The following is a 26,742-nucleotide window of genomic DNA, read 5'->3' on the forward strand; positions in this document are numbered from 1 at the left end:
ACAAAAATGCCAGCAAATTATGCTGGCATTTTTAAACTATTAAATAATACTTATTGTATTACCCAGATACTATTAAGGCGTGTAATAAGTGGGTGATCCTGGCCCTACTGGCATACCCAATACAAATACCCATAAATAAAACAAAATAACCCAACCAACAAAAAATATCATACTGTATGGCAGCATAGTGGCTACTAGTGTGCCTATACCCATATCTTTTTTGTACTTAGCAGCGACAGCGAGGATCAAGCCAAAATAGCTCATCATTGGCGTTATTAAGTTAGTAACCGAGTCACCTATACGATAAGCCGCCTGAATGGTCTCTGGCGCGTAACCAACTAACATTAGCATAGGTACAAAAATAGGCGCGGTAACAGCCCATTGCGCCGAAGACGACCCTAAGCTTAAGTTAACCAACGCACACATTAATATAAATAATACAAAAACTTCGGGACCAGTTAAGTTTAAAGCTTGCAGTAATGCAGCACCGTTAATTGCTAAAATAGTGCCTAAATTGGTCCATTTAAAAAACGCGACAAATTGTGCAGCAAAAAACACTAGTACAATATACATGCCCATTGAGCTCATACTTTTGCTCATCGCATTAATTACGTCTTTGTCGTTTTTCATGGTGCCAACAACGCGCCCATATACAAAGCCCGGAATACCAAAGGTTACAAAAATAAACACCACTATGCCTTTCAAAAAGGGCGAGTGGGCTACTAATCCGGTTTCGGGGTTACGTAAAATGCCATCGGCTGGCACTATGGTCCAGGCAAGTAGTAGCGATACAACTAATAGCGATACCCCTGCCCACTTTAAACCCGACTTTTCTTTGGCCGTTAACGCGGCAATATTATTTTGTGCAAGATCAGCACTGGCCTCTTCAGGATTATATTTACCTAAACGTGGTTCAACAATTTTTTCAGTAACTAGGGTGCCTAAAATCGCAATTAAAAACACCGACACCATCATAAAATACCAGTTAGCTTCTGCGCCTACTTGGTAAGTTGGGTCGATCATTTGTGCCGCAGGTGTGGTAATGCCTGCCAGTAAGGGATCTATTGTGCCTAATAATAAGTTAGCACTATAACCACCCGACACCCCAGCAAACGCCGCTGCTAAGCCCGCTAATGGATGACGCCCTAAACTATGGAATATCATTGCAGCTAATGGAATAAGTACCACATAGCCCAGCTCAGAGGCGGTATTAGATAAAATAGCGGCAAACACCACCATAAAGGTCACTAACCGCTTTGATGCACCCATTACCATGCCGCGCATTGCTGCCGACAGCAGTCCAGAGTGCTCAGCAACACTCACACCAAGTAAAGCTACCAGTACCGTGCCCAGTGGGGCAAAGCTGGTAAAGTTAGTTACCAAGCCAGTTACAATACGCTGTAATCCCTCGGCACTAAGCAAGCTCACTACTTCAATAACACCATCGGGTTCGCGCCCAGGCGAGCCCTCAGGTCGAGGATCGATTGCACTTAGGCCAAACCAATCCGCCACTCCACTAAATACAACAATTACGATACAAAATATTGCAAATAAGGTGATGGGATGCGGTAGCATATTGCCTAAAAATTCTACGCCGGCTAAAAAGCGGTTAAACCAGCCTTTATTTGCGCTTTCATTACTACTTTGGGCCTTGGAGTCTAAAGAGTCTGACATACCATGTTCTCTTAATTATAAAATGCCCGTAAGCTAGCATTATTTTTATAGGAGATCATGTAATAAAGGTGAATGGCTTGTGATAATTGCGTATATAAGCGTAAATAAGACTAAAAAAGAGGCTTTGTGCCTCTATTCTATGCATGGTTTTATATTTGCTCTATAGGTGCTAATTGTAGTTTTGCAGCAATTAATACCGCTTGTGTGCGGTTATATACGCCAAGCTTTCTAAATATGGCGGTAATATGCGCTTTTACAGTGGCTTCTGAAATATGTAACTCATACGCTATTTGCTTATTTAGCAAACCTTCGTGCAGGTATTGTAAAACACGGTATTGTTGTGGGGTAAGTGAGGCAACTTGCGCTGCAATTTCTCGGTCTTCGCCTTGAATTTCGGCGACTTTATTTTTTAATTCTGTTGGTAACCAAGTATCGCCTTCGAGTATTTGATTAATTGCATTGGCAATATCATCTGATGATGATGACTTAGGAATAAACCCCATTGCGCCGTAACCCATTACTTTAGATACAATATTAGCGTCTTCACTTCCCGAAACTACCGCAATAGGTAAACTAGGATAGTCTTCTCTAATACGAATAAGGCCGTATAAATCACCATTACCTGGCATGTGTAAATCCAGCAGTAATATATCAAGATCTTCTTGCTCGCTTAACACCTGCAATGTACTGTCAAAATCAGATGATTCAAATACTTCTAAATCGTCAAATTTTACAGTTAGTGCACCCTTTAGTGCTTCACGAAATAACGGATGGTCGTCCGCTATTAAAAACTGACTCATGGTTCACTCCTAATAAATTCGGCTGTGCCCTATCTAGTAGAGCACAGCCGATATACTACGTTTAGAATCAACTTGTAATCAAGCTTTTAACGCGCATTTAACGATTTAATCGATTTTCAATTAACTCATCAACCACAGATGGATCGGCAAGTGTTGATGTATCACCTAGTTGTTCGTGCTCGTTGGCCGCAATTTTACGTAAAATTCGACGCATTATTTTACCAGAACGCGTTTTTGGTAACCCTGGTGACCACTGAATCATATCGGGTGACGCAATTGGGCTTAACTCTTTACGAACCCAGTTACGAATTTCTTTGGTTAACTCATCGCTTACCGTTATACCTTCGTTAGGGGTAATGTAAACATAAATACCTTGGCCTTTAATGTCATGCGGATAACCTACTACAGCGGCTTCAGCTACTGCTGGGTGTGCAACCAGTGCGCTTTCTATTTCAGCAGTGCCTAAACGATGCCCCGAAATATTAAGTACATCATCTACGCGACCAGTGATCCAATAATAACCATCTTCGTCACGACGACAGCCATCGCCACAAAAATACACACCTGGGTAGGTAGAAAAGTAAGTTTGTTCAAAACGTTCATGATCGCCATAAATAGTACGTGCTTGCGATGGCCAGCTATCTAAAATAACTAAGTTACCATCAGCTTCACCTTCAAGCGTATTACCCTCAGCGTCAAATATTGCCGGCGCAATACCAAAAAATGGACGCGTTGCAGAGCCTGGTTTTAAATCGGTAGCACCTGGTAATGGGGTGATCATAATGCCACCCGTTTCTGTTTGCCACCAGGTATCAACGATAGGGCAATTTGACTTACCTATTTGTTCGTAATACCAATTCCATGCTTCAGGGTTAATTGGCTCACCAACCGATCCTAAAATTCGTAAACTATTACGATGAGATGACGCTACAGGCTCATCGCCTTTTGCCATTAAGGCACGAATAGCGGTAGGCGCGGTATATAAAATAGTAACACCGTGTTTATCAACAACTTCGCCCATACGCCCTGCGGTTGGGTAAGTAGGTACACCTTCAAATACAACTTGGGTACAACCATTTACCAGCGGACCATAAGCAATATAACTGTGCCCGGTGATCCAACCTACATCGGCGCTACACCAAAAAACATCGTCCTCTTTTACATCAAATATATATTCGTGCGTCATCGATGCATAAACTAAATAACCACCCGTGGTATGCACCACTCCTTTTGGCTGACCTGTTGACCCTGAGGTGTATAAAATAAATAACGGGTCTTCAGCGTTCATTACCTCAGGCTCGCACACAGGCTCTTCGTCTGCTACTAAATCGTGCCACCATATATCATGGTCGTGCCAATCAACATCGCCACCGGTAAGTTGGTGCACAATAACATGCTCTATACTTGTTACAGACTCTTGCAACACAGCTTCGTCAACGTTTGCTTTAAGTGGCACGCAGTTACCAGCACGGCGTCCTTCGTCTGAAGTAATAACCACTTTTGCGCCCGAATCCTTAATACGATCGGCAATCGCAGAGGGTGAAAAACCACCAAATATAACTGAGTGAATAGCACCAATACGTGCACACCCTTGCATTGCGTAAATAGCTTGTGGGCTCATTGGCATATAAATAGCGACGCGATCACCTTTTTGTACGCCCAGCTTTTTTAAACCATTAGCAAACTTTGCTACTTCATCATGTAATTTTTGATAAGTAATATGCTCGCTTTGCGATGGGTTATCGCCCTCCCATATAAGCGCTACTTTATTGGCTTTTGTTTTTAAGTGGCGGTCAATACAGTTATACGATGCATTAAGGTAGCCATCTTCATACCACTTAATATTTATGTGGCCTTTATCAAAGGTGGTGTTTTTTACTTTAGAATAAGGAGTAAACCAATCAAGGCGCTTACCGTGTTCAGCCCAAAAACTTTGTGGATCATCAATCGAGTGTTTATACATTTTATTATATTTATCGTTATCGACGAGAGCTGTGTTTTTAATATGCGTAGGAACTGGATAGATATTTTTTGACATCTTGGTCTCCATTTAAATTACTTGCCTTAGGCTTTTCTCAAGGATTACTCAGCAATGCGCTATTAAGTATTAGACCTTAGTTGTAAAGCTATTCTAATTACTAATTTGTTGTTTATAATCGCTGCGCTATTTATTACTTTTACATAAATAATACATGATGTTAAATGTAAGTAAATAATCACATTGTAATCATTACACCTTAGTCTTATAGACTAATAGATGATTGAGTAAATAGTGTACATATTTAAAAGTGTTTCACCTAAGTATTATAATATTTGCATTAATTAGCTTTAATTTTTATTTAACGAATAAAAAATCTTTAAATTAACTTTTATTCGTAAGTAATACTCACGCTATTAATACACTCTAAATAAAAAGCAATAATCAACACGTAGCCTATAAAGGACGCAACAATGAAATTTACCCCATTAAAAACACTTGCAGCAAGTGCTGTACTATGTGCACTTTCAAGCACAGCTTATGCAGCCACTGCAGCAAAAGTTGGAGATACTGAATTTACTTACGGCGGATATATTAAATTAGATGCTATGTGGAGTGACTATTCTGCAGGCGCACCAGCGGGCACTAACGTGGGTCGTGACTTTTATGTACCGAGCACAGTGACTGTAGGCCCAGACAATAGCTCTGACGCTGTATTTGATATGCATGCCCGTGAATCTCGTTTTAACTTTGGTACAGCCACATTACTTGATAATGGCAAAACCATTAACACCAAAATTGAAATCGACTTTTTAGCTTCTGCCCCTGGTGGTAACGAGCGTGTATCTAACTCTTACGCTCCACGTGTACGTCATGCATTTATTAGCTACGATGGTTGGTTATTTGGCCAAACATGGTCTAACTTTCAAAACGTTGGCGCACTACCTGAAGCACTTGATTTTATAGGCCCAGCAGAGGGCACAGTGTTTGTACGCCAAACTCAAGTTAAATACACTACTGGCGCTTGGTCTTTCTCATTAGAAAACCCAGAAAGCACCATTACTACTGCTGGCGGCGGTATGGCTGTAACCGACGATGCTTCACTTCCTGACTTTACTGCACGTTATACCCATAAAGCTGACTGGGGTAATTTAGTAGTTGCTGCACTTGCCCGTCAACTTACTTATAAAGTAGGTGCTATTGATGCCGATGAAACTTCATTTGGTGTTAGTGCATCGGGTATGGTTAAACTAGGCGAAGACAACTTTAAGTTTATGCTTACACAAGGTAAAGGCTTAGGCCGTTATGTTGGTGTTAATGTAGCCCATGGTGCAGTACTCAATGGCGATGATTTAGATGCTATTGATTCAACCTCTGGCTTTGTAGCGTATCAGCATAAGTGGAACAGCCAATGGCGTTCAACTTTCTTATATTCATTTTTCAGTGCTGATAACAATACAGATTTACTCGCTCTTACAGGCGATCCAACTAAATCAAGCCAAAGCTACAGTGCTAACATTTTATACTCACCAGTTAAACGCTTAACTTTTGGTGCTGAGTTCAAGCATGCCGAGCGCGAGCTTGAAAGCGGTAACGATGGCGATATGGACCGTTTACAATTCTCGGTTAAGTATGCATTTTAAGCGTACATAGTTTACTTCCTTGAGCGGCTTTGGCCGCTTTTTTTTGTTAATTAATTTATAAGTCTCATCTGTTTTATCAACTTCATCACTCTTTATTAATCCCGATAGTACAAATTGTTATAAATAAAAACCAATAACGCAATTGCAAATCAATATCATTTAGATTAAGTTAAGCGCTTTATTTTTGAACCTTTTGGAAAACACCATGTCGTCCTCTAAAGTTTTGCGTTTATCTAAACTAAGCCTTATTACATCTTTAATTTTATCTACGCATGCATTTGCAAAAAACGATAAAAGCGAGCAGCAAATTGAAAAGATTGCTGTGTATGGTCAACATCATAAAAACTATATTACCGAAGAAGCACAATCGGCAACCAAACTAGGTTTAACCATAAAAGAAACTCCGCAGTCTATTTCAGTTGTTTCTCGCGCTTTAATGGATGATTTTTCACTCGATGATATAAACGCAGTGCTAGAAAGCACGCCGGGTGTAACGGTAGAGCAAATAGAAACCGATCGTACTTATTTTAAAGCCCGTGGCTTTGATATTACAAATTTTCAAGTTAATGGTTTAGGTATTCCACAAAGCTCGGGATCAATTCAAGGCAGCCTTGATACCTCAATTTACGACCGTGTAGAAATAGTTCGTGGCGCGAATGGTTTAATGACAGGTACAGGTAACCCTTCTGCTACTGTAAATATGGTGCTAAAAAAACCAACTTACACAACCCAAGCTAATGCATCTGTTTCGTACGGTTCATGGAATAAAAAACGCTTAGATTTAGATGTATCAACGCCTATTAATGAAGATCATGCTGTTAGAGCTGTATTTACCAAACAAAAAGCCGACTCATATCTAGATCGCTACGAAACAGATAAAACCGTTATTTATTTAGCCTACGAGGGAAAGTTAACCGATAACACCCTGCTAAGTGTTAACTACGTTAATCAACAAAAAGATGCCGATAGCCCGCTTTGGGGTGCACTACCACTTTATTATACCGATGGCACTCCAACAGACTATGACGAATCAACTAGCACCGCGGCTGACTGGTCTTACTGGGATAACAGTGCCGAGCAAGTATATGTAACGCTTGAACAAAATTTATCAGCAACATGGGTGGCAAAAGCGCGTTACGCTCATGTTGAAAACGAGCAAGACTCTGAATTATTTTATGTATACGGTACCCCTGATAAAGACACCGAACTTGGCTTAATCGGTTACGCAAGCCGTTATGATTATAGCGATAAGCACGATTTATTTGATCTATATGCGAGTGGTAAATTTGATTTATTTGGCCAAGAGCACGACTTGTCATTGGGTGTTAGCCAAGCAAAAATGGATTACACCGAGCAATCTCTTTACGATTACACCACAGGGAATGGTTTTCCGGCAATGCCGTCACTTAAAACGTGGGATGGCGTAATACCACAAGCAACTCTTACAGATAGTGTAAATGGTAGCAATATAACTAACGAGCAAAAATCTGCTTATATTTCTACTCGTATCAAATTAAGCGAACCTTTAAGCCTACTAGCTGGCGTGCGTTACACTGATTGGAAAACAACAGGCACAGCTTATGGCATTGCGCAAACACAAAGTGATTCACAGCTAATACCCTACATTGGCACTGTGTATGACTTTAACGAATCTTTATCGGCTTATGCAAGCTACACAGAAACATTTGTGCCGCAAAAGGAGCTTGATATAAATGCCAACCAACTTGCACCTATTACAGGTAAAAGTAGCGAACTAGGTGTTAAAGCCCAGTTTTTAGACGAGCAAATTTTTGTAACACTTGCTTACTTTGATACAAAACAAGATGGCCTTGCTATCGCTATACCTAACTCATTACCCGACGATACTCGTTACTACGCAGCGGATGGTATTAACAGTAATGGTTTTGAAGTAGAGCTAAGCGGTAAGTTTACAGATGACTTGAGTGCAAGCATTAGCTTTAGTAATTTAAGCATTGATGGCGATGACACAGTAAAAGATTACACCCCTGAGAATCAACTCAAGGTGGCAGCAATCTATCAAGTTCCTTTCATTGATGGTTTATCGTTTGGTGCAAATTATCGCTGGCAAGATTCAACAAGCCGAGTCCAAGTCCAAGATACTAACAAAATCGCAAGCGTGACTACAAAGCAAGATGCCTACGGATTACTTGATTTAATGGCAACTTATAAATTGAGTGAAAATATAGGCGTTACTTTTAATATTAATAACACCACAGGTGAAAAATACTTACACAGCTTATATTGGGCTCAAGGTTACTATGGTGCACCGCGTAACTACGCTCTATCTGTAAATTGGCAGTTGTAAATTTAAACCAAAAAAAGCGCTAACCATCACTGGTTAGCGCTGCTTTAAAGCTCGGGTCAAATCAAGCTTAAATATTTAATACTGCTTAAAGGTCAGCTTCATCGCCTAACTTATCTTCACCATCGTCTGGTTCAATAGTTGCTTTAAGTAAAAGCATTTCGCGTAACTTGCCTTCAATTTCGTCTGCGATTTCTGGGTTTTCTTTTAAAAACTTAATTGAATTAGACTTACCTTGGCCAACTTTATTACCACAGTAACTGTACCAAGCACCTGCTTTTTCAACAATTTTGTGCTTCACACCTAAGTCAATTAGCTCGCCTTGTTTAGAAATACCTTCACCATACATAATGATAAATTCGGCTTGCTTAAATGGCGGTGCTACTTTGTTTTTAACAATTTTAACCCGGGTTTCGTTACCAACAACCTCATCGCCTTCTTTTACCGAACCAATACGACGAATATCAATACGTACCGATGCGTAAAACTTAAGTGCGTTACCACCCGTTGTTGTTTCTGGGTTACCAAACATTACACCAATCTTCATACGGATTTGGTTAATGAAAATACATAAGGTGTTCGAGCGTTTAATATTACCTGTTAGCTTACGTAATGCTTGCGACATTAAACGTGCTTGTAAGCCCATGTGCGAGTCGCCCATGTCGCCTTCAATTTCAGCTTTTGGTGTAAGTGCTGCAACCGAGTCAATAATAACTACGTCAACCGCGCTTGAGCGTACTAGCATGTCACAAATTTCGAGTGCTTGTTCGCCAGTATCTGGTTGCGATACAAAAAGCTCATCTATGTTTACACCAAGCTTTTGTGCATAAACTGGATCAAGAGCATGCTCAGCATCAATAAAGGCACATGTTTTGCCTTCTTTTTGTGCTTCAGCGATAACTTGCAAAGTAAGCGTTGTTTTACCAGACGACTCAGGACCATATACTTCTACAATACGCCCCATAGGTAAGCCACCTATGCCTAAGGCAATATCGATACCTAATGAGCCTGTAGATACAGATTCAATGTTTAACGCTTTGTTATCACCCAATTTCATAATTGAGCCTTTACCAAATTGACGTTCAATTTGTGATAAAGCCGCGTCCAACGCTTTTTGTTTGTTATCGTTCATTTTACTCTCCAAATCCAGCTAATGCGACAAGTATACTGTATGAAATCACAGTATCAAGTTAATTTTATTATTTTATCTGCTCTATTATAGTTTTTAAAGAAAATACAATAGCTTGCAGTCTAACCTGTGCTCTATCGCCGGTAAATACTTGTTTAAATACCAGCTGTTTGTCGTTAATGTGTAGCCCAAACCATACTAAGCCTACCGGCTTATCTGGGGTTGCTCCTCCTGGGCCTGCAATACCCGATACAGTAATCGCAATATCGGCATTAGTTGCTGCAATTGCGCCTAAAGCCATCTCACGCACCGTTTGCTCGCTTACCGCCCCATATTGCGTTAATGTGGCGGCACTTACATTTAGTAAATCTTGCTTTGCTTGGTTACTGTAAGTTACAAATGCACGGTCAATATAGGCAGAGCTTCCAGGAGTGTCGGTAAGTGCATAACTTACCCCGCCACCAGTACATGACTCAGCAGTAGTGATCCATAAGCATTTATCCGTTAAAATAGCGCCTAATTGCGCAGCAAGTGTTTTAATCTCTTGATGTAATTCCATATTCAGCCTTTGGGTAAATACATGTCGTTTGATCTTTATGCTCCACACACTATAAAACAACAAACCCCTATGATGCAGCAGTATCTAAAAATAAAATCAGAGCATCGCGATATTTTATTGTTTTATCGGATGGGGGATTTTTATGAACTCTTTTTTGATGACGCAAAACGCGCCGCTCAATTACTCGATATTTCGCAAACTCAGCGCGGTAAAGCCGGTGGCGATCCTATTCCTATGGCCGGTGTACCTTATCATGCCGTAGAAAACTATTTAGCCCGTTTAGTGCAAATGGGCGAATCTGTTGCTATTTGCGAACAAGTAGGCGATCCGGCTACCAGTAAAGGGCCTGTTGATCGCAAAGTGGTGCGTATTGTCACCCCAGGTACTATTTCTGATGAAGCCCTACTGCAAGAGCGCCAAGACAACTTACTTACCAGCGTATGGCAGAGTAAAAATGGTACTTATGGCATTGCTTATCTTGATATTAACTCGGGTCGTTTTAACGTTGTAGAAGTAAATACCGACGAGGCATTCACTTCAACTATACAACGCCTCGCCCCTGCAGAATTACTGTATAGCGAAAGCTTCGAAAATGTTCATTTAATTGAGCACATTAAAGGCGCGCGTCGCCGCCCTGAGTGGGAGTTTGATTTAGACACCGCCCAGCATTTATTGTGTGAGCAATTTGGTACAAAAGATTTAGTCGGTTTTGGCGTTGATAAAGCCCACTGCGCCTTAGTTGCCGCGGGTTGTTTAATGCAATACGTTAAAGACACTCAACGTATTGCATTACCCCATATTCGTGCCATTACTCTTGAACACAACGAGCATGCCGTTATTTTAGATGCTGCTACTCGTAAAAATTTAGAGCTGACCGTTAATTTATCGGGTGGATTTGAAAACACGCTAGCGCAAGTACTTGATAAAACAGCAACCCCTATGGGATCTCGTTTACTTAAGCGCCGTATTCATACCCCAGTGCGTAATAAAGACGAGCTAAACTCGCGGTTAAACGCTATTAGCGTAATTTTAGAGGTACAGCTTTGTGGTGAGCTACACGAATCATTAAGAGAAATTGGCGACGTAGAACGTGTTATTGCCCGCCTTGCTTTGTGCACTGCTCGTCCTCGCGATTTAACTCGTTTGCGTAGCGCCTTACAAGCACTTGCACCGCTGCATACTTTATTAAACGATGCCAGCGATCCGCGCATTGCCAGCATTATTAAGCAATCGCCTGAGCTACCTGATTTACAAGCGCTATTAGAGCGTGCAGTAATCGAAAACCCGCCGGTACTTATTCGCGACGGTGGTGTAATTGCCCCTGGTTATAACAGCGAGCTTGATGAATGGCGTAACTTAAGCAAAGGCGCAACCGATGTGCTTGATCAGTTAGAGTTACGAGAGCGTGCACGTACAGGGATCAGTACCCTTAAAATTGGTTATAACCGAGTACACGGCTTTTTTATTGAAGTTAGTCGCGCCAATGCGCATTTAGTGCCTGCCGATTATATTCGCCGCCAAACACTTAAAAATAATGAACGCTATATTATTCCTGAGCTAAAAGAGCACGAAGACAAAGTACTTGGCAGCCAGTCAAAAGCATTAGCGCTCGAAAAACAGCTTTACGAAGAGCTATTTAGATTTATTGCGCCGCATATTGAGCAATTACAAATAATGGCAGCCGCCCTTGCCGACTTAGATGTGCTAAATAACTTAGCAGAGCGTGCACTTACACTTAACTACGCTAAGCCGATACTTTGCGATAACGACAACATAAGCATTAAACAAGGTCGTCATCCTGTGGTTGAGCAAGTAATGAAAGAACCCTTTATTGCCAACCCAGTAGAGCTAAATGCACAACGTAAAATGTTAATAATTACCGGTCCAAACATGGGTGGTAAATCAACCTATATGCGCCAAACTGCACTTATAGTGCTAATGGCTCATATTGGCAGTTACGTACCCGCAGACAGCGCTAAAATAGGCAATATTGACCGTATATTTACTCGTATTGGCGCAAGTGACGATCTCGCATCAGGGCGCTCTACCTTTATGGTAGAAATGACCGAAACCGCCACGATTTTAAATAATGCCACAGCGCAATCTTTGGTATTAATGGATGAAATTGGCCGCGGAACAAGCACTTACGATGGGCTTTCGCTTGCGTATGCTACTGCCGATCATTTAGCGTCAAAAATATCAGCAAAAACCTTGTTTGCCACCCACTACTTTGAGTTAACCGAGCTTGCAGAGCAAACGCCTGGGCTGGTAAATGTGCACCTTGATGCCATAGAGCATAACGACACTATTGCCTTTATGCACACGGTACTTGATGGCGCAGCAAGTAAAAGCTTTGGCTTACAAGTTGCTGCACTTGCTGGCGTACCCAAGTCTGTAATAAATCAGGCAAAACAAAAGCTTAAACTACTCGAAAATCACCAAAGTGTCACCGCGCCTAATATTGAGCAGCAAGCATTTACCTTTAATAATCAAGCCCAACAAATTAGCCCTTCTGAAGTAGAATTGCAGTTAACGGCTATCGATCCTGATAATCTATCACCGCGACAAGCTCACGATTTACTCTATAAATTAAAAGCACTTCTTTAATTTACAAACAAAAAAAAGCTGAAGAATAAAACCTTCAGCTTTTTTACACATAACATGGTACTTTATTAAAACTTACGCAAAGTGCTCAAATAAACTCTCTGTGCTTAAGCCTTCTTGTTGCAAAATATCTTTTAAACGACGTAATGCTTCTACCTGAATTTGTCTAACGCGTTCACGGGTTAATCCTATTTCACGGCCAACATCTTCAAGCGTTGATGGCTCATAGCCTAATAAACCAAAGCGACGGGCTAACACCTCACGCTGCTTTGGGTTTAGCTCTCCTAACCAGTCAACAATGTGTTTATTCATATCGTTATTTTGTACTTCGCCCTCAGGACCAACATTGTTGTCATCGGCAATAATATCGAGCAAAGCGGTATCGTTTTCGCCGCCGATCGGCATATCAACCGAGGCTATTTTTTCATTCAAGCGCAGCATTTTGGTGACATCTTCAACCGGCTTATCTAAACAAGCTGCTATTTCTTCGGCGGTTGGTTCATGATCTAATTTTTGAGTTAGCTCGCGCGCGGTACGTAAATATACGTTAAGTTCTTTTACTACATGTATTGGCAAGCGAATAGTGCGCGTTTGATTCATAATGGCGCGTTCTATAGTTTGGCGTATCCACCATGTTGCATAAGTAGAAAATCGAAAGCCACGCTCAGGATCAAACTTCTCTACGGCGCGAATTAAGCCTAAGTTACCCTCTTCAATTAAATCAAGTAACGCTAAACCTCGGTTGTTATAACGACGAGCAATTTTTACTACAAGGCGCAAGTTACTTTCAATCATGCGCTTGCGAGACGCTTCGCACCCTTTTAAAGATTTACGAGAAAAAAACACCTCTTCCTCAGCGCTTAACAACGGAGAAAAACCAATTTCACCTAAATAAAGCTGAGTAGCATCTAAATTTTTAGTGACTTCTTCTTTGACAAAAACGTCATCATCCACAGCTTCAAGCAGCGGTGTTGAATCATCATCAACAGCAGTTTCATCTAATTTATTATCTACGAGGGTGTTTTTATCAACTTTTGCTGCATCAGCCATAAGACTTCTCCTGAGCAAGTTATCAATATCTTTAAAAATTAGGGAAGGTACTTAGCAGGATTTACAGCTTGCCCTCGGTAGCGAATTTCAAAACGAAGTGCCGTTACCGCAGATTCTGTATTTCCTATCTCTGCTATTTTCTGTCCAGCCTTAACTTCCTGTTTTTCTTTAACAAGTAGTTTCGAGTTGTGTGCATAAGCACTCAAGTAGTCGTCATTATGTTTTAAAATAATTAAACTACCATAACCTCGAAGCGCATTACCCGCATAAACCACTGTTCCTTGTGCGGCGGCTAAAACGGCAGCCCCTTTTTTATTAGCAATCTGTAAGCCTTTGTAGCCATTTTCCTTGTTCGAAAAGCGTTGTGTTATTTTGCCTTTTGCTGGCCAAAACCACTGCACTTTACTACTCGACAAATGCTTAGAGTTACTAATTTTTTTATTGGCTTGTTTCTGAACATACCCTCGTTGTTTAGGCTTATCAAGCTCTTTCTTTGATTTATTGTTATTGTTTTGTGAAGTTTTTGCGACTTTTTTAATAGGAGGAGTATATTTTTTTGTCTTTTTGTATTTTTTTGCTATGGCAGAAAAAGAAATACTCTGCCCGGGGAATATTATGTAAGGTGCTGGTATTGAATTATTTTTAGCTAAGGTTCTAACATCTTGGCCTGCACTAAATGCTATAGAATAAAGTGTATCGCCTTTTTGAACAGTATATTTATCGCCATTAATGTTAATTTTTCTGCCGTAATTATTAACATCATTATTTAAACTACTGACAGGCGCCGGAACATGGCTAGACGAGCAAGCAAAGAGCAAAATACTAATAAATAAAGCAACATAACATTTTATTTGTTTATTCACTGTATTTAGCTCCTTATGTTAATAACATTATTTTATAGTACTTAACGTAATAAAATGTATGCAACTGCAATTAAAAGCACAACTGCCCATCCAAGCACTTCAATGTATTGACGTAATTTTTGCTCCATTTTAACACCGCCCCACTTCATCAGTGCAGCAACTAAAAAGAACCGAGCGCCTCGCCCTACTGCAGACGCAATTAAAAACGGCAAAAATGCCATTTGTAATACCCCTGCGCCTATAGTAAATACTTTATAAGGAATAGGCGAAAAACCGGCTATAAATACCACCCACACGCCATAGTTTTTAAACCAATCAAGTGCAATATCAAATTTATCTTGCCAGTGCATTTGTACTATAAGTGGCTCAACAACCGGTTCAAATAACCAAAAGCCAAGTAAATAACCTACTATGCCACCAACAACAGACGCTATAGTGGCAAAACTTGCAAACCGCCATGCTTTTTTAGGCTGAGCAAGCGACATTGGTGCCAGCATTACATCAGGAGGGACAGGAAAAAACACAGACTCTGCAAAGCTCATTGCAGCTAAATAACGCTCAGCATGACGGTGCTTAGCCCACACTAGAGCCATATCGTATAACTTAGTAAACAACTTCAAAATGAATTCCTATTCAATATCACCAGCGACTAGCGGTACAAATCTAACCGGCGCAATTACGTGTTCTGTGTAGTTATTGCCATTGCGAATAACCATAGTTAATTTTTGCTCTTGCTCGCCTATTGGGGCAAGTAACACACCACCATCTGCTAATTGAGCTAATAGATCTTGCGGGATTTTAGCCGCGGCTGCGGTGACTATAATGCCGTTAAACGGCGCTTGCGACTCCCAACCTTGCCAGCCATCGCCATGTTTCATTGCCACATTATATAAATCGAGCTGATGTAAACGGCGCTTAGCTTGCCATTGTAATGCTTTAATACGCTCTACTGAGTAAACCTTGGTAAATATTTTAGCCAGTATTGCCGTTTGATAGCCCGATCCCGTGCCTATTTCTAGCACCTTGTCGCGCACACCAGCTAATTGCAGCAGTTCGGTCATACGCGCCACAATATAAGGCTGCGAAATAGTTTGCCCTTGGCCTATTGGTAACGCAGTATTTTGATACGCTTTATGTTGCAGCACGTCACCCACAAATATATGTCGTGGTATTTGTGCAATCGCATCTAGTACTTGCGTATCCTCAACACCTTCACGCTGTAATAGCGCTGATAGCGCCTTGGCGCTGCGGGTATAATTAGCCAGCACGGTTTATCTCCAAATCAGCTAACCACTCCCCTACCGCTTTAATGCTCTCGTTAGCGGTCATATCAACACTCAGTGGGGTAACCGAGGCATAGCCATTATTAATTGCATGAAAATCGGTACCTTCTCCAGCATCACTTTCTGTCCCTAAAGATCCGTACCAGTAAATATCTCGACCCCAAGGATCGGTTTGCTTGGTCATGGTTTCGGCTTTATGGCGCGCACCCAAACGCGTTACCTGCACGCCTTTTAATTCGCTTAAAGGAATGTCGGGTACATTAATATTTATAATTTGATCTTTTGGTAGCGGATGCGAAGCTAAACCTTTAATAATACTTATAGTTACCGCTGCCGCCGTTTCAAAATGCTCGCCGTGGTGCGAACACAAAGACACCGCAATAGCAGGCAAACCTAAATGGCGTCCTTCGGTTGCTGCAGCTACCGTGCCTGAGTACAAAGTGTCGTCACCTAAATTAGCGCCGTGGTTTATACCTGCGACCACTAAATCGGGCATTTCATCAACAAGCTGGTTAACGCCTAAATGCACACAGTCAGTAGGTGTACCATTAACCGATATAAAGCCATTTTCAAGCTTTGTAGCACGCAGTGGGTTAAGCAAAGTTAACGAGTTACTTGCACCACTGCAGTTTCGGTCGGGGGCAACTAAAGTGACCTCGGCAATTTGCATTAATGCTTGATATAACACCGCAATACCTTTAGCGCCTACACCATCGTCGTTACTTAATAGGATCTTCATCTTTGCTGTCCTTTTCTTTTCGCTCGCGTGGGCTTGCGTCAGTGTAATCCACCAGCTCACGTAATAATGCCGTAGCAAAACAGCCTTTTGGTAAACCAAAACTTAGCTTTAAAGTGCTTTCATCTATAGTTTCTACGCTAAAATCTTGCGGGATTAAACGCAGCATTCGGCGCTCATTTTTTAGCCCTAACTCGCCTAAACCATCACACCAAGACTGATAAGGCCCAAGCCATACTTTTTCTTGTTCGGTAAGCCCTTTTTCGCTTTTACCTACCATAGGTGCCGACATCATAATATCGCCAGAGGCTAGGCGGGCTATATTCTCATCGCTAATAGCGTCTTCAAAAAAGGCGTTACTGCCGCTAAGCATAAACACTTCACGGTGCATGGTTTTAGCTAAACCATGCTCCTTTACTCGTAAACTTACGAGTTGATTAAATACATGCGAGCGCGCTGCAGAAATAATAATACCGCGTAATTTTTTATCGCGAATACGCTCACCTGCAAACATTTTTTCAGCCATTACCAGGTTATGACCATCACGGCCAAAGCGTTGCTCGCCAAAATAGTTAGGCACGCCACTGCGTACCGCATTAATACGGCACAAAATATCCAGAGGATCGGTAACATTGCGCAGCGTAATAGTAAATTTATTACCTTTATGACAGCCCGTTCTCAGCTTACGTTCGTGGCGTTGCTGCGATACAACAAACACGCTTTCGCTGTTTAAATCACTAAAATCAATTGGCTTTTTAATGGGTACTTTTACACTAAACCACTGCGAACACACTCCGTGGCGATCTTTCATCCCAGCATAACTTACATCGCGTGGTGATACCCCAGCTCGCTGCGCAATTAACTTTGCTACGTACTGGGTGTTTTCGCCTTTTTTTACTACTTGCAAACATACATGCTCGCCGCTACCGGTAAACTCAATGCCTAAGTCTTCATCTACCATAAAGTCTTCGGCTGTGGTTTTAAAGTCAGCTTTTGATAACGGTGCGCCGTATAAATAATTTAAATCGCTCATGCGTTTGTTTTACTCATTGACTCTTTGTTCATAATTACCACTGCATGGCTCGAAATGCCTTCTTTTCGCCCTTCAAAACCGAGCTTTTCGGTGGTTGTAGCTTTAACATTTATTTGCGATAGTTCGCAGTTTAAATCACTTGCAAGGTTGCTACGCATAGCTTGAATATGAGGCAACATTTTTGGCGCTTGTGCCACTATAGTTACATCTCCATTGCCCAATACATAACCTTGCTCTTTAGCTAAGCTCACCACATGACGCAGTAATATTCGGCTGTCGATATTTTCATATTCACTGGCCGTATCTGGAAAGTGTTTACCAATGTCGCCCATTGCAAGCGCGCCTAAAATAGCATCGCACAGAGCATGAATAGCAACATCGCCGTCGGAGTGCGCTAAAAAACCTTGCGGATAATCAATCTTTTCGCCGCCGATAGTTAATGGGCCAACACCGCCAAATTTATGCACGTCAAAACCATGACCAATTCGTATCATAATGCATTCTCGTTTTGTTGTTTTTGAAGTAAAAAACCAGCCAAGTCTAAATCCTCAGGAGTGGTTATTTTAATATTATCGCTACGCCCTGGTATTAATTTTACTGGCTTGTTAGCCCATTCAATGGCGCTTGCTTCGTCGGTAATAACTGCGCCGCTTGCCAGTGCATTTTGCAGCGCATTTTTAAGATCTTCGTATTTAAAAAACTGCGGAGTAAGGGCTTGCCATAAATCATCTCGGGGTACGGTTTGCTCAGCATAAATATGGCCACGTTTTATAGTGTCTTTTACTTTACTGGCTAAAATTCCGCCTTCATCGGCGCTTATACACTCATTTATAAGTGTATTTATGTCGTCAATAGTAACTAGCGGGCGGGCAGCATCGTGCACAAGTACCCAGTCAGGCGGGTTGGCGGCTAAAAAAAGCAAACTATTTAAAACGGAATCTGCACGCTCTTTACCGCCACAAGTACGCACAATGCGCGCATCAATCACTGGCAATTGCTCAAAGTAAGGATCGTTTTCATTTAGGGCTACAACAATTGTATTAAGCTGCGCTAAAGCAGATAATTTTGTGAGCGTATGCTCTAAAATAGTTTTACCTGCTAATTTAATATACTGTTTAGGTGCATTATGCTGCATTCTGCTACCAACCCCGGCAGCAGGTATAATGGCAGCTATAGTTGGTTTATTTGTCATATTATTGTTGAGCTGGTAAAACACGTATAAATGTTTCGCCCGCTTTAATCATTCCTAATTCGTTACGTGCGCGCTCTTCTATGCCTTCATGGCCAAGCTTTAAATCTTCTATATCGGCGGTTAATACTTTATTGCGTTTAATTAGTTTTTCGTTAGTTTGTAAATGAGATGCAACCGCACTTTTTAAACGTGTGTAGTCTTGTACGCCATTATGGCCAAACCACAATCTATACTGCACAAACAGTGCTAAACATAACAAGCCAACCTGAAAAAACCGCATTTAACACTCCTTATTTTAAATTCAAATAAACTTATTTAATTAACCAAGTTACGTTTGTAATCGTTTTACATTGCGCCAATTTATACTTCCTGCCAGTAGCATTTCGCGCAGCGATAAAACCCGTGGCAAACAACGCTTTGAAAACTGCCATTGGTGCCCGCAACACGCCGCGGTTAATGACACTTTACTCGGCGTTAATAATTGCGCGTTTGGCAGCTCAAGTCCCTGCCCCGAAAACGCAAACCAACCTAGCTCATTACAATGCACTTTATTGTCGCTTACTTGGTCTAGGCTGTCTATTCTAACGCGAATTTGCTCATCACTACTCACTAAAATAGGGATTATTAACCCGACTTTGGCATTATGTTGATAAAAAAGTTCATTTGCTTGAATGTTAATCTCTGGTGGGGTCGGTTTTTGCTTTGCAAGCCAAGAGCCATTTTGCGAATCTAGTTTAAAAGGCGAGCTTGTATTAGCAACTAATGTGGCAGCACGTTCAATGTAATAAGGTAGACTTTTTAATTGGCGACGCAGCCTATCGCTATTAGGCTCAGCGACTAAACGCTGAACCTCACGTTGATAAAATGCATTACACAATTGTGCATATAACACTTTTTTTGCATCGGCTTGCCACATTTCAACTTGTTGTGGCGCGCCAACAGGCTCATTTTTTGCTGCCAATTGCCGTACTCAAAAACACTTAGGTAAATGTTTTATAACACAGTACTGCATAATTTTTAAGCGCCGAGTGCTAAATTAAGCGCTTGGCTTTTCACCTAATTTAGCCATGCCCGACTCTAAAAACTGCACTACAGTATTGCGTTTTTTACCTATGAGTAAACTGCCGTCGGCTAAAAACATAAAGTTTTGCCAGTTGCGTTTAAACACATCAAAGGTGGTTTCAATAATATTGTCGCGTGCCATGCAAAAATAAACAGTGGTATTAGCTTGCCAATCTAAGTGCGCTAAAATAGCTTCGGGAAGTTGTTCATCGCCGTTTTCCCATGCGCTTTCCCAGTTTACTTCTTGGCTATAACTTTCATCTTGACCACACCAATCTGTTTTATCAAAAAAATCAGGGTGATCAAACTCACGGCTCACCATAGTTGTCCACAGTACAGCTGCGCGCTCAAGGCTCATAGGTTTAATGTTTGCAGCATCGTCGGCTGAAACAAGCATGTCTTTATGGCGAAAAACCCATGCTTTTTTGTAATCATCTAGCGTAATATAGTTCATAGTATTGGCAAATTAGTTAGCATTAAAAGTGCAGAAACAAATTATACAAGAGATCAAAACATGACTACAGCAATAAAACCAATTTCCCTCAAATCAGGCATATACCAACACTACAAAGGGGCACAGTACAAAGTGCTTTATGTAGCCACTCACAGCGAAACCAGTGAGCAACTGGTAATTTACCAAGCGCTATACGGTGAGTTTGGTATATGGGCACGCCCTTTAGAAATGTTTAGCGAAACAGTTGAAAAAGACGGCAAAACTATTCCTCGGTTTAGCTACCTTGGTGAAGCCGGTTAACTATGGCATGATAGGATTATAAAAACTCATCTGACCTGTGACGAAAAGAAGGTAATAAAGTGCAATTTAATTCAACCGATAATTACATCGCCAGCTCTGCGCTTAAGCAAGCTGTAAACGCGGCTATTATGCTCGAAAAGCCACTTTTAATTAAAGGTGAGCCGGGTACAGGTAAAACCATGCTAGCTGAAGAGCTGGCAAAAAGTTTAGATACCGAACTTATTCAGTGGCACATTAAATCGACCACCAAAGCGCAGCAAGGTTTGTATGAATACGATGCGGTTTCGCGCCTGCGCGACAGCCAGCTGGGCGACGAGCGCGTACACAATATTAGTAACTACATAGTTAAAGGCAAACTGTGGCAAGCATTTACTTACGCCGACCAACACGGTAAACGCCCTGTATTATTAATAGATGAAATAGACAAAGCCGATATTGAGTTTCCAAACGATCTACTGTTAGAGCTCGATAAAATGGAATTTCATGTTTACGAAACCAGCGAGCGAGTAGTAGCAAAAGAGCGCCCTATTGTGATCATCACCTCTAATAACGAAAAAGAGCTACCCGACGCATTTTTACGCCGCTGCTTTTTTCATTACATTGATTTTCCATCTGCCGATGAAATGCAGCAAATTATTGACGTGCACTACCCTAACATTAAGCAAGATTTAGTACGCCAAGCACTCGAAGTGTTTTTTAACCTGCGCGAAGCAAACGGCCTTAAAAAGAAGCCATCTACCAGCGAATTACTCGACTGGTTAAAGCTACTTATGGCAGAAGATATAGACGCAAAAACACTCCACGACAAAGCTAAAAAAGGCGGTTTAATGCCAATGTTTGGCGCATTACTTAAAAATGAGCAAGACATAAGCCTAATCGAAAAACTCGCGTTTATGAGCCGCTAGGGCCTGTTGACCTTTCAGGATTAAAATTTGTTCTAACTAAGGACGATTTAATCGTGGCGCGAGGTTTGTAACCTAGTGGGCTAAGTAAAAGCCGAGCAACAAAGAGTTAATCGTCCCTAGGACGAACCTTCAGGCAGCGCGTGTTTGGTATTTATGCTGCGTTATCGCCTATTTTTGGGGAATAACCACACTACATAGGCTCTGCCTTGCCTAAATACCAAACACACTGCTGCAAATTTAACCTCGAAAGATAAACAGGCCCTAACATGTTAATACAGTTTTTTTTCACGCTGCGTAAATACCGTTTACCGGTAAGCCTGCGCGAGTTGCTTGATTTAATTAACGCCTTAAAAAAGGGTGTTATATTTGCCGACGTAGACGCTTTTTACCATTTAGCACGCACTATAATGGTAAAAGACGAAACCCACTTTGACCGATTCGACAAAGCCTTTAGCGACTACTTTAGTGGTATTGCCGACCTTGATTTGCTCGAGAGCTTAAAGCAACAGCACAACTTACCAGAAGATTGGCTGCGTAAAGAGTTTGAAAAAAACCTTAGCGATGAAGAAAAAGCCCAACTTAAAGCCATGGGCGGCCTCGACGAGCTAATGAAAACCCTAAAAGAGCGTTTAGAAGAGCAACAAAAACGCCACGCAGGCGGTAATAAATGGGTTGGCACCGGCGGCACCTCACCTTTTGGTGCTTATGGCTATAACCCCGAAGGTGTGCGCATAGGCCAAGACGGCAACCGTAACCGCCAAGCAGTAAAAGTGTGGGATAAACGCGAATATCGCAATTTAGACTCCGACCGTGAAATTGGCTCGCGTACTATTAAACTTGCCCTTAAAAAACTGCGTAAATTTGCCCGCACTGGCGCCAGCGACACGCTAGATTTAAACGAGACCATTCGCGCTACCGCAAAACAAGGCGGCATGCTTGACGTAAAAATGGCACCAGAGCGCCACAATGCAGTAAAAGTACTCATGCTGTTTGATATTGGCGGCTCAATGGATGACTACATTCATACCTGCGAAGAATTATTTAGCGCCGCCCATGGCGAATTTAAACACTTAGAGTTTTACTACTTTCATAACTGCCTATACGAAAATGTTTGGCAAGACAACGAACGCCGTCACTCAAACGTAATAGACACCATGACGCTAATTAATAAGTTTACCAGCGACTACAAAGTAATATTTGTAGGCGATGCCACTATGGGCCCATACGAAATAGCCTACCCCGGCGGCTCGGTAGAACACTACAATGAAGAGCCCGGCAGTGCATGGTTACAACGTGTCACAAATCACTTTGATAAAGTGGCTTGGCTCAACCCACAACCCGTTGAACACTGGCCGTACTATCAATCAATAGGTTTTATTAAAGAGCTGATGAACAACCGAATGTATGCGCTGAGTTTAGATGGAATAAGTAAAGCGATAAAAGAGCTGAGTTAATATTGCTATTAATGTCAGCTCAATGCTCTGATAAGCAAATGTGACACGCAAGCTTAGTGGTTAGTTTTTACCTTGGTTGAGGTAGGTTGGTTTGAGCGAAGCGAAACCCAACGAAAAAAGGCAACGTCAATTATCATAGGCGTTTTGCATTATCGATTGGCTAAAAAGTGCCAAGTGTAGGTCGGATAAGCGAAGCGCCATCCGACACAGTAAAATACCTTGCCAATTATTATCAATAATTTATGTTGTCGAGTGGCTGGAGAGTGCCATGAGCGGACTGTCAGTAAGTCTCAAGTCGATATTGCTCCCCAGTCTTTGAGCATACTCCTATACACTAATGATCAACGGTCTGTTATTACTTTTGGAAAGTTCATAAGTATTAATAGCAAATATTCACCTTTTTATTAAATCTCACCATGACATTTAGAAAAAGATCTTCCACTACCGCAATAGCAATCATCAAAAGGTTCTTTTAATCCATGTTTTTTAAAAAGCTCTAATTGGCGTAATTCAATATGTTTCTTTTGTTTTTTTTCAATAAACGATGCAATTTTTTCGTCTAGATATACTTCAGGACTCCAGTTATCTAGAAGCTTAGGAATAAAAAAGGAATCAATAGCAGAAGCTGTTATACCCAATGGAGCGTTAAATAAGCCAATAATTGTAGGGTATAAAAACCTTACAGCACTTGCTTTTATAGATTTAGTCTTCTTTTTCAATACAGCGGAAACCAACTTTTCTTTATCAAAGTCATTTGATTTTAACCACTTTCTGAAGATACTCGCTTGGCCTGAATCTCTGATCTTTATCACATCATCAACGCTTAAAATATTTCTTTTAAACAAATAAAAAAGATCTGGAATCCCTTTTTTTTGTAATAAATATTCAAACCCCTCAGTTTTTGTTACTGAGTTTGAATTTAAAATAATTTTTTGTCTCAGATAAGATTCTGAAATAGAATCTTGTATTATTGATTCAGCATTGCACTTACTTTGTAAAACAAAACCTTGAGCTACCTCACAAACCCTAAGTTTAATTGATTTTTCAACTAAGTTAGGAGTATTGTCTACAACCCCCAGAGCAGTTCGCAATTCCTTAGAATTGAAATCTCTTGTAATTTCACTAATTATTTTTTCTTCATCAGAATATTCCGCATCTTGATCTATCAGAATCTTTTTTGAGTCAACTAATTGCCTTAGCTTTGACTGTTCTTTACTGCTTTGGCATTTTATATTGGTATATCCATCAAAAATATCTCTAATTGGCTTTAACTTCCCTAATACACTTAACTTTAAACCACCATCTTTCTCTAAAAATGCAAAGTCACGCAGATCATATAAGACTGTTAAAGCGTCTTCTTTCATCAAAGTCATAATATTTCGAGAGCCTAACAGCTCAATACACCTAACAAAATCATCGTACCTCAAAATCACCTTATCATGCATTAGCAAACCAAGAAATAATTGCTTAAGAGAGTTATCAAGGGCAGCATCATATTCCATTTTACTAAATGCGAACCCTGAAAATCCTTTGGGTATCTCTTCGAAACTTTGTTTATCGTTACTGTATATTGAAAAACTACCTAAAGCTTTCGGAAATGAATTAATTAATACATTTGACAAATTTATCCCTCTTCATAACTGACATCTAAATGTTTGCTCACTATAAAAAATATATATGAGAATACTATCTATACAAAATTACCTTCAGAATCGTAATAGAAACACCACTGCATATTGATTGCTTAGTTAAGGTGCGATCAACGTAATACAAAAATCCCTTGAAGCCAAACGGGTCAAATCTTGACTTCAGACATTTAAATTTTAACTATGCGGTTATCGCTCACAGCCGAACTTCGCAAAAGTGCCATAAGTGGACAGTGCTAACGCCCGGCTAACCGCGCAAATGTTTGATGCCGGCTTTTATGCGTTTCTTTGCATAAAAGGTTACAGCGAATATTTGTCCGTTTGAGCCGCTGGTTATGCTTCATTGATTTTGCTAAGCCCCGTAACTTTTGTGACCACACCTTTTGCAACTTTTTTCGGCCCTTCCATGCTGAAAAATTTAGTCCCCACTGAAATTCGAACAGAATGAAACTCCATCATTTCCTTGGCCACGATATGCATTCTAGCTTTCAGTTTACCGGTTAACGGAACACCGGTATCAATAGAATCACCGTTTTCGTCAATGAACTCTGGCCAAATCATAAACATTCGGCCTTCGGGGTTATTCTCTGCATAAGTTAAATCCCATCTTATACCATTTTTTGGTGGAGTTTTTCGTCCACCTTCTTGTTCGGTAAAAATGGTAATTTCCGCTTCAAAAGCGTCAGGATGATCGTAAAGTTTATTCATAATTTTTGTGCATAACGCTTGGCGTAACCGGACCCAAAAAGCAGAGTGACGAAGGAGCGACGCTTTTTGGGGTCCGCGTTTACGCCATTGTTAGATGCTTTTTGCCAACAGGCCAATAGAGCTTAAGAAACCATCTCCAAAGCCAACCCTTGATATTTCAATTCGTTCATTTAGTCCTGTATCGCTTGTGAAGTTTATATCTTCGTATAAGGCTATTGGTAATTCACGATTATCTTTGAAACGTTTATCGGGGCCGCCACGCTTATTGACATACTTCCAGGTTCTATCAACCACCTTTGCATCTCTTGGGACGCTTCCATCTTCGATGAACCTTGTACTTTCGACTGACACTCTAAGATTCGTATAGCTCACCGCACCAACACCATTTGGTTCAAATATTAGAACCTTATCAGGAAAAAAATATAGGGTTTGCTTTCCAACTGGAATGGATGGAACCGAAACATTGGTTTTCACATACGGTGGATTTCCTATGCCCAGCGATATTGATGTTCTTTTGATAACACTCGTAGCGCCAGCATTACGTTTTCTGTCTTTGACTGCACCCTCTGCCTCAACATGCCATTTGCTTGATGATGCTGAAAGCTGGCCGAACGAATCATGTAGTTTCTGGTAAAGAGCTTCAATTTCAGGTTCAAGCTCGAAAAATAAAACCGTTGTTTTTCTTAAGCTATCTTTGACGGATGCAAAAATAGTGAGGGCAACAGTAGCTACTGCTATAACAACTGCAAGAGTTGGTGTATCGGAACTCTTAAAGGCGACGAACGTTAAAATTGCACCAATCACGGCTATAAACGGCCATATTCTGACCTTTTTTCTTTTTTCATTCATTTCCGTGACAAGGTCAGCCGATGATGAATCAACCATTTGCGTGATATGAGCGCTTTCTATTTCTTTTAATGGCTCATGATCAATTTCGGTGTGATTTTGTTGTAATTCAGGGCTATGTGATGGCTGACTTCTTTCGCTGGAACAGGAGGGTAGTGTTTTTCTGTAATACAAACCGCCTCTTCCCATGTGTACGTAGTTGCCTCGCGGCCCCGTTCCAAAACGAAGCCCTTTGACACCTGCTGATACACCTACACCGGATTTGGACAAATTGAACCTGAAAGGTCCAACGCTAATAGCTTTTCGAATGTAAAAGCCCATCTATGGAACTCCATTTTTTTGCATCTAACGCCTTGCTAAGAGGCAAAAAATAGTTGGTTAAAATAAGCGACGCAGGAGCAAAAACCAACTGTTTTTTGTCCTTTTAAGCAACTTGTGTACGCCCGACATGGGCATTGACTTATGAGGTGAAAGTCCTCTGTAGGAAGATCACCGTTTAA

At 41.0% G+C, this 26,742-nt stretch carries 25 protein-coding genes; 6 read left to right on the top strand and 19 right to left on the bottom strand.

From position 1 onward, the window contains the following. Positions 1–72: 72 nt before the first annotated feature. From AAEZ22_RS15015 to acs, 3 genes are all read right to left on the bottom strand, one after another. A complete protein-coding gene (locus AAEZ22_RS15015; RefSeq protein WP_179808083.1) occupies positions 73–1,674 on the bottom strand; it encodes an AbgT family transporter in 1,602 nt (533 codons plus the stop codon). Between the two features lie 149 nt (positions 1,675–1,823). Then, complete coding sequence (locus AAEZ22_RS15020) at positions 1,824–2,474, bottom strand: LuxR C-terminal-related transcriptional regulator (protein ID WP_011327396.1); 651 nt, start codon at positions 2,472–2,474, stop codon at positions 1,824–1,826. 97 nt (positions 2,475–2,571) lie between these two features. Beyond that, on the bottom strand, positions 2,572–4,512 hold the full coding sequence (acs, locus tag AAEZ22_RS15025; RefSeq protein WP_011327395.1) for an acetate--CoA ligase: 1,941 nt from the start codon (positions 4,510–4,512) through the stop codon (positions 2,572–2,574). A 413-nt stretch (positions 4,513–4,925) separates the two neighbouring features. Here acs and AAEZ22_RS15030 point away from each other — a divergent pair, with 413 nt between their 5' ends. Then, complete coding sequence (locus AAEZ22_RS15030) at positions 4,926–6,095, top strand: DcaP family trimeric outer membrane transporter (protein ID WP_086997396.1); 1,170 nt, start codon at positions 4,926–4,928, stop codon at positions 6,093–6,095. A 205-nt stretch (positions 6,096–6,300) separates the two neighbouring features. Next, positions 6,301–8,421, top strand: a complete 2,121-nt coding sequence (locus AAEZ22_RS15035) for a TonB-dependent siderophore receptor (RefSeq protein WP_352297845.1) — start codon at positions 6,301–6,303, stop codon at positions 8,419–8,421. An 85-nt stretch (positions 8,422–8,506) separates the two neighbouring features. On the opposite strand, the gene recA is transcribed toward AAEZ22_RS15035, so the two are convergent. Together recA and AAEZ22_RS15045 are read right to left on the bottom strand one after the other, a co-directional pair. Beyond that, positions 8,507–9,550: a recombinase RecA gene (gene recA / locus AAEZ22_RS15040; protein WP_011327391.1), complete on the bottom strand. Its 1,044-nt coding sequence runs from the start codon at positions 9,548–9,550 to the stop codon at positions 8,507–8,509. Positions 9,551–9,617: 67 nt separating this feature from the next. Then, positions 9,618–10,106, bottom strand: a complete 489-nt coding sequence (locus AAEZ22_RS15045) for a CinA family protein (RefSeq protein WP_041454352.1) — start codon at positions 10,104–10,106, stop codon at positions 9,618–9,620. Positions 10,107–10,127: 21 nt separating this feature from the next. On the opposite strand from AAEZ22_RS15045, the gene mutS reads away from it, so the two are divergent. After that, entirely contained in the window at positions 10,128–12,713 is a 2,586-nt protein-coding gene (gene mutS / locus AAEZ22_RS15050; RefSeq protein ID WP_352297848.1) for a DNA mismatch repair protein MutS, read from the top strand. A 72-nt stretch (positions 12,714–12,785) separates the two neighbouring features. Here mutS and rpoS read toward each other — a convergent pair whose 3' ends face one another. The 11 genes from rpoS to AAEZ22_RS15105 form a co-directional block, all read right to left on the bottom strand. Next, positions 12,786–13,760: an RNA polymerase sigma factor RpoS gene (gene rpoS / locus AAEZ22_RS15055; RefSeq protein ID WP_011327388.1), complete on the bottom strand. Its 975-nt coding sequence runs from the start codon at positions 13,758–13,760 to the stop codon at positions 12,786–12,788. 38 nt (positions 13,761–13,798) lie between these two features. Next, complete coding sequence (locus AAEZ22_RS15060) at positions 13,799–14,623, bottom strand: peptidoglycan DD-metalloendopeptidase family protein (RefSeq protein ID WP_352297851.1); 825 nt, start codon at positions 14,621–14,623, stop codon at positions 13,799–13,801. A 41-nt stretch (positions 14,624–14,664) separates the two neighbouring features. After that, complete coding sequence (locus AAEZ22_RS15065; protein WP_041454351.1) at positions 14,665–15,243, bottom strand: YqaA family protein; 579 nt, start codon at positions 15,241–15,243, stop codon at positions 14,665–14,667. A gap of 9 nt (positions 15,244–15,252) precedes the next feature. Beyond that, the gene (locus AAEZ22_RS15070; protein ID WP_011327385.1) at positions 15,253–15,891 is read right to left on the bottom strand and encodes a protein-L-isoaspartate(D-aspartate) O-methyltransferase; all 639 of its coding nucleotides are present in this window, start codon (positions 15,889–15,891) and stop codon (positions 15,253–15,255) included. Further along, the gene (gene surE, locus AAEZ22_RS15075; RefSeq protein WP_011327384.1) at positions 15,881–16,645 is read right to left on the bottom strand and encodes a 5'/3'-nucleotidase SurE; all 765 of its coding nucleotides are present in this window, start codon (positions 16,643–16,645) and stop codon (positions 15,881–15,883) included. The genes AAEZ22_RS15070 and surE overlap by 11 nt, the downstream gene beginning before the upstream one ends. After that, positions 16,626–17,675 carry a tRNA pseudouridine(13) synthase TruD gene (gene truD / locus AAEZ22_RS15080; RefSeq protein ID WP_011327383.1) on the bottom strand — a complete coding sequence of 350 codons (1,050 nt, stop codon included), beginning with the start codon at positions 17,673–17,675 and terminating at the stop codon, positions 16,626–16,628. Before truD ends, surE begins: the two co-directional genes overlap by 20 nt. Further along, positions 17,672–18,169 (bottom strand): 2-C-methyl-D-erythritol 2,4-cyclodiphosphate synthase, encoded by a 498-nt coding sequence (ispF, locus tag AAEZ22_RS15085; protein ID WP_011327382.1) that lies wholly within the window; start codon positions 18,167–18,169, stop codon positions 17,672–17,674. Before ispF ends, truD begins: the two co-directional genes overlap by 4 nt. Further along, positions 18,166–18,867, bottom strand: a complete 702-nt coding sequence (ispD, locus tag AAEZ22_RS15090) for a 2-C-methyl-D-erythritol 4-phosphate cytidylyltransferase (protein ID WP_041454350.1) — start codon at positions 18,865–18,867, stop codon at positions 18,166–18,168. The genes ispF and ispD overlap by 4 nt, the downstream gene beginning before the upstream one ends. A 1-nt stretch (position 18,868) precedes the next feature. After that, complete coding sequence (ftsB, locus tag AAEZ22_RS15095; protein WP_011327380.1) at positions 18,869–19,147, bottom strand: cell division protein FtsB; 279 nt, start codon at positions 19,145–19,147, stop codon at positions 18,869–18,871. 48 nt (positions 19,148–19,195) lie between these two features. Next, positions 19,196–19,828 carry a hypothetical protein gene (locus tag AAEZ22_RS15100; RefSeq protein ID WP_352297854.1) on the bottom strand — a complete coding sequence of 211 codons (633 nt, stop codon included), beginning with the start codon at positions 19,826–19,828 and terminating at the stop codon, positions 19,196–19,198. Between the two features lie 75 nt (positions 19,829–19,903). After that, entirely contained in the window at positions 19,904–20,383 is a 480-nt protein-coding gene (locus AAEZ22_RS15105) for a DUF2947 domain-containing protein (protein WP_352297857.1), read from the bottom strand. Between the two features lie 60 nt (positions 20,384–20,443). Between AAEZ22_RS15105 and AAEZ22_RS15110 the strand changes: the two genes are divergently transcribed. The 3 genes from AAEZ22_RS15110 (at position 20,444) to AAEZ22_RS15120 (ending at position 23,042) form a co-directional block, all read left to right on the top strand. Next, positions 20,444–20,683, top strand: coding sequence for a DUF1653 domain-containing protein (locus tag AAEZ22_RS15110; RefSeq protein WP_011327377.1), 240 nt, complete (start codon positions 20,444–20,446; stop codon positions 20,681–20,683). A gap of 59 nt (positions 20,684–20,742) precedes the next feature. After that, positions 20,743–21,588, top strand: a complete 846-nt coding sequence (locus AAEZ22_RS15115) for an AAA family ATPase (RefSeq protein ID WP_352297860.1) — start codon at positions 20,743–20,745, stop codon at positions 21,586–21,588. Positions 21,589–21,854: 266 nt separating this feature from the next. After that, positions 21,855–23,042, top strand: coding sequence for a vWA domain-containing protein (locus tag AAEZ22_RS15120; protein WP_352297863.1), 1,188 nt, complete (start codon positions 21,855–21,857; stop codon positions 23,040–23,042). Between the two features lie 404 nt (positions 23,043–23,446). On the opposite strand, the gene AAEZ22_RS15125 is transcribed toward AAEZ22_RS15120, so the two are convergent. The 3 genes from AAEZ22_RS15125 to AAEZ22_RS15135 form a co-directional block, all read right to left on the bottom strand. Next, a complete protein-coding gene (locus tag AAEZ22_RS15125) occupies positions 23,447–24,664 on the bottom strand; it encodes an SEC-C domain-containing protein (RefSeq protein WP_290190702.1) in 1,218 nt (405 codons plus the stop codon). A gap of 357 nt (positions 24,665–25,021) precedes the next feature. Further along, positions 25,022–25,396, bottom strand: coding sequence for a hypothetical protein (locus AAEZ22_RS15130; protein WP_182194570.1), 375 nt, complete (start codon positions 25,394–25,396; stop codon positions 25,022–25,024). A 90-nt stretch (positions 25,397–25,486) separates the two neighbouring features. Beyond that, a complete protein-coding gene (locus tag AAEZ22_RS15135) occupies positions 25,487–26,563 on the bottom strand; it encodes a DUF4236 domain-containing protein (RefSeq protein ID WP_182194568.1) in 1,077 nt (358 codons plus the stop codon). Between the last annotated feature and the right edge of the window lie 179 nt (positions 26,564–26,742).

Origin of the sequence: Pseudoalteromonas sp. 20-MNA-CIBAN-0454, assembly GCF_040308685.1 — a bacterium.
Lineage (GTDB): Bacteria > Pseudomonadota > Gammaproteobacteria > Enterobacterales > Alteromonadaceae > Pseudoalteromonas > Pseudoalteromonas nigrifaciens.